The sequence below is a fragment of the Lishizhenia sp. genome (assembly GCF_057456495.1).
On record NZ_JBVCPV010000213.1, the window covers coordinates 1 to 4,399 of the forward strand.

Sequence of the window (4,399 nt, forward strand, 5' to 3'; positions counted from 1 at the left end):
AATGAAGAAGGCCGTAGCCTATTTGTTACCTTACATTGAAGCTGAAAAAGATGGCGTGCAATCTGCTGCCGGAAAAGTTTTGATGGCAACCGTAAAAGGGGATGTACACGATATTGGGAAAAATATTGTAGGAGTAGTTTTGGGTTGTAACAACTATGAGGTAATTGACCTAGGGGTAATGGTAAGTGCCGAAAAAATCATTGAAACGGCGATTAAAGAGAAGGTAGATGTTATTGGTTTGAGTGGATTAATCACTCCTTCCTTAGATGAAATGGTTACGGTAGCCAAGGAAATGCAACGCGCCGATCTAAACATACCATTGATGATAGGCGGAGCTACAACTTCGCGCGTGCATACTGCGGTGAAAATTGAAGAGAACTATCAAAACGACCAAACAGTTCACGTATTGGATGCTTCAAGATCAGTAACTGTTGTGGAGAGTTTGTTAGGTCAACGCAAGGCGGATTATGTCGCAAATATTAAAGATGAATATCAAAAATTGCGAGAGCATCATGCCAAAAATAGAGGACGTAAAACCTACCTCTCTTTGGAACAGGCTCAAGCAAATAAATTAAATATTACTTGGAAATCAGACGAGGTTTATACGCCGAAACATATGGGGGTATATCATTTTGATGATTACCGTTTAGAGGAGTTGATAGATTTTATTGACTGGACTCCTTTTTTTCAAACTTGGGAATTAGCAGGTCGTTTTCCACGAATTCTCAAAGATGAAATCGTTGGTGAAGCAGCTACTAAACTCTATGCAGATGCAACAGCAATGTTGCAGAAAATAGTAAATGAAAAGTGGTTGCAAGCAAAAGCGGTTTATGGCTTGTTTCCAGCCAATAGCGTTGGAGATGATATAGAAATATATACAGATGAAAGTAGGACAGAGGTAAAAGCGGTTCAACATAGTTTACGACAGCAGTTAAAGAAATCGGCCAATGCGGATAATTTAGCCTTGAGTGATTTTGTTGCGCCTAAAGAAAGTGGGTTGAAAGATTACATTGGTGCTTTTGTTGTTACCACGGGAATTGGAATAGAGGAGCGTGTGAAAGCCTTTGAGGCAGATCACGATGACTACAATTCTATACTGTTGAAAGCACTAGCAGATAGACTTGCTGAGGCTTTTGCCGAAAAACTACATCAAGATGTTAGACGAGAACACTGGGGCTATGCTGCTGATGAAGCATTAGATAATGAGGCATTAATTAAAGAAAAGTACCAAGGAATTCGACCAGCACCAGGTTATCCTGCATGTCCAGATCATACTGAAAAAATCACCTTGTTTGAATTGTTAAATGCAACGGAATTAACAGGGGTTAGTCTTACAGAAAGCTTAGCAATGTTACCTACAGCTTCAGTCTCTGGATGGTATTTTGCGCATCCGCAAGCGAAGTATTTTGGTGTGGGGAAAATAACTGAAGAACAAGTGGGAAATATAGCAGAACGCAAAGGGAAATCTTTCGATGAAATGGAAAGGTGGTTACACCCAAATTTAATTTGAAGAACTTAAAGAAGGGTCGACTGAACTGTCGACCCAATATTTGCTCCTTAACACATCTGTAGTATTGTCATGCCCATATTTTGATTTCACCCTACAGACCCTTATCTTCGTGGACGCTTAAAAAAGACAGTTCATGCAAATCATAAAAAATTACGTTGAAGGTAAGTGGGTTGCCGGAGAAGGAGTAGAAACAGAAGTTTTTAACGCCATCACGGGAGAGAAATTCGCAGAAGTATCTTCAGCAGGTATAGACTTCGAAGCTGCATTGGCTTGGGGTAGAGATAAGGGAGGTAGAGCCTTGAGGAAAATGACTTTCCAAGAAAGAGGTCGTATGTTAAAAGCATTGGCTTTCCACTTACTCGAGAAAAAAGAAAAATACTACACCTTAAGTACTGCAACAGGTGCAACACGTGTGGATTCTTGGATAGATATTGAAGGAGGTATAGGTAACTTATTTGCTAACGCTTCTTTGCGTCGCCAATTCCCAGATTTACCCTATTATGTTGACGGACAAGCGGCACCACTTTCTAAAGGAGGTAGCTTTATCGGTCACCACATCATGGTGCCAAAACAAGGGGTTGCAATTCACATCAATGCATTTAACTTCCCAATTTGGGGAATGTTGGAGAAAGTAGCGGTGAACTTAATGGCAGGTGTTCCAGCAATGGTTAAGCCATCTGAGCACACTTCTTTCTTAACAGAATGTATGGTGAAAGATATCATTGATTCAGGTATCCTACCAGAAGGTTCACTTCAACTAGTTTCTGGTTTAGGTAGAGGTATCATTGATAACTTAAGCAACCAAGATGTTGTAACCTTTACAGGGTCTGCAGCTACAGGGCAAAAAATCAAAGCATCACCAAGTATCATAGAAAACTCAGTTCCGTTTAACTTGGAGGCAGATTCATTAAATGCTTCTGTTTTAGGTGAAGACGCAGTACCAGGTACACCTGAGTTTGATTTGTTTATCAAAGAGGTATCTCGTGAAATGACCGTAAAAACTGGACAGAAATGTACAGCTATTCGTCGTATCATGGTTCCAGAGAAATTGGTGGAGGATGTACAAAATGCATTAACAGCTCGTTTAGCGAAAACTACCATTGGAGATCCAACAGTAGAAGGAGTTAGAATGGGAGCATTGATCAACCAACTTCAAGTAAGTAGAGTAAGAGAGAATGTAGAGTTGTTACAAAAATCTCAAGATACTTTGTTTGGGGATTTAGACAATGTTGAAGTAATGGGAGCAGACGGTAAGAAAGGTGCATTTATGTCGCCTATCTTAATGTTAAACAACGACCCTTTCAACAAAACGGATGTTCACAATGTTGAGGCATTCGGACCCGTTTCTACAATTATGCCTTACAAAGACATCAACGATGCTGTAGAATTAACGAAACTTGGAAAAGGATCTTTGGTAACTTCTATTGTAACTGCTGATGATAAATTGGCAAGGGAGTTTGTTGTTGAAGCAGCTCACATGAATGGAAGAATTTTAGTATTGAATAAAGACTGTGCGAAAGAAAGTACAGGTCACGGTTCTCCAATGCCATTGTTAACACACGGTGGACCAGGTAGAGCTGGTGGTGGTGAAGAAATGGGAGGTAAGCGTGGTATCATGCATTACTTGCAAAGAACAGCTATCCAAGGTCACCCAACAACGATTTCAGAAATCACACAACAATTCCAAGTTGGTGCAGCACAACCAGAGGCAAACCCTCACGTATTCCGTCAGCACTTTGAAGAATTGAATGTAGGTGATACTGTATTTACAGCGAAGCACACTGTAACAACAACGGATATCGTAAACTTTGCTAATGTTTCTGGAGATAACTTCTATGCGCACATGGATGAAACATCATTGGATGGAACTATTTTCGAAGGAAGAGTTGCACACGGGTACTTCATTTTATCGAAAGCGGCAGGGTTGTTTGTAGATGCTAAGAAAGGTCCAGTTCTTTTGAACTACGGTATAGACGAAGCAAGATTTACAAAACCAGTTTACCCAGGAGCAACCATTGGAGTTCGTTTCACTGTGAAAGAGAAAATCGATCAAGAGAAACGTTCAGAAGATGATGTTGCAAAAGGAATTGTTAAATTCTTGGTAGACGTTTATGACGAAACAGGAGAAACAGTTGCATTGGCAACTATCTTAACGATGGTGAAGAAAATTGACCAGAGTAAATAATAGTTACTAGAGTAAAGAGATTTTTAAGGCTGTTCAGAAATGAATGGCCTTTTTCAGTTTTTAGTGTGAAGGTTTAATTATATTAGCAAGCCTAATTAATTAATCTAATTATGAATCTAAAAAAAGTAGCTCTATTCGGTGGAGCAATGGCCATTAATCTAATCACCACACCTTTAATCGGTCAAGAAAGAGAAGTTGATGAAGTGAGATCCTTTTCGGGAGCCTATGAAAATAGTGGCTCAGGTTACCTTAGTATATACGAAAAAGATGGTCAAAAAGGAAAGACAAGAACGTATACTGTAGATGCAATTGATTACGATTTGAATGAAATCGTGAGTGCACAAACGGAGTTGTCTAAAAATGCCTATACCATTTCAAGTGCTGTAGGTGAAGATGCTTTTGCCATTGCATTTGGAGATTTAAAAGAGAGAGCGGTTTTCGTTCGTTCCTTTGATGATTCAGGAGAGTTATTGGGAGAGCTTAAGCTAGAAACAATGAATGATGTTTCTAAAACATGGGATTATAACTTCCCCGTATCACGTATCTACAAAGCAAAAAATGGATTCGTGATTTTGTCGGGAATTATGAAAGGTGCCATGTCTAAATATTCATTTGAAATCATCAAAGTGGATGAAGAAATGAATGAAGAGTGGAGAAAGCGTATTGGTGAGGAAAAATTTCGAGTTTACCATAACGATATAATC

At 39.4% G+C, this 4,399-nt stretch carries 3 protein-coding genes; all 3 read left to right on the plus strand.

Annotation, left to right across the window (positions count from 1 at the left end; genetic code table 11):
• Window positions 1-1,510 (plus strand): vitamin B12 dependent-methionine synthase activation domain-containing protein (locus AC22ZQ_RS12715; RefSeq protein ID WP_318959142.1); only part of this gene is annotated, 1,510 nt, incomplete at its 5' end.
• A 133-nt stretch (window positions 1,511-1,643) separates the two neighbouring features.
• Window positions 1,644-3,695 carry a phenylacetic acid degradation bifunctional protein PaaZ gene (paaZ, locus tag AC22ZQ_RS12720; protein ID WP_318959143.1) on the plus strand — a complete coding sequence of 684 codons (2,052 nt, stop codon included), beginning with the start codon at window positions 1,644-1,646 and terminating at the stop codon, window positions 3,693-3,695.
• 110 nt (window positions 3,696-3,805) lie between these two features.
• A partial coding sequence (locus AC22ZQ_RS12725) for a hypothetical protein (protein WP_318959144.1) occupies window positions 3,806-4,399 on the plus strand: 594 nt, incomplete at its 3' end.

Bases quoted from the DNA above. Each gene is read 5' to 3' on its own strand.
- paaZ (WP_318959143.1), top strand. From the start codon at position 1,644: ATGCAAATCATAAAAAATTACGTTGAAGGTAAGTGGGTTGCCGGAGAA.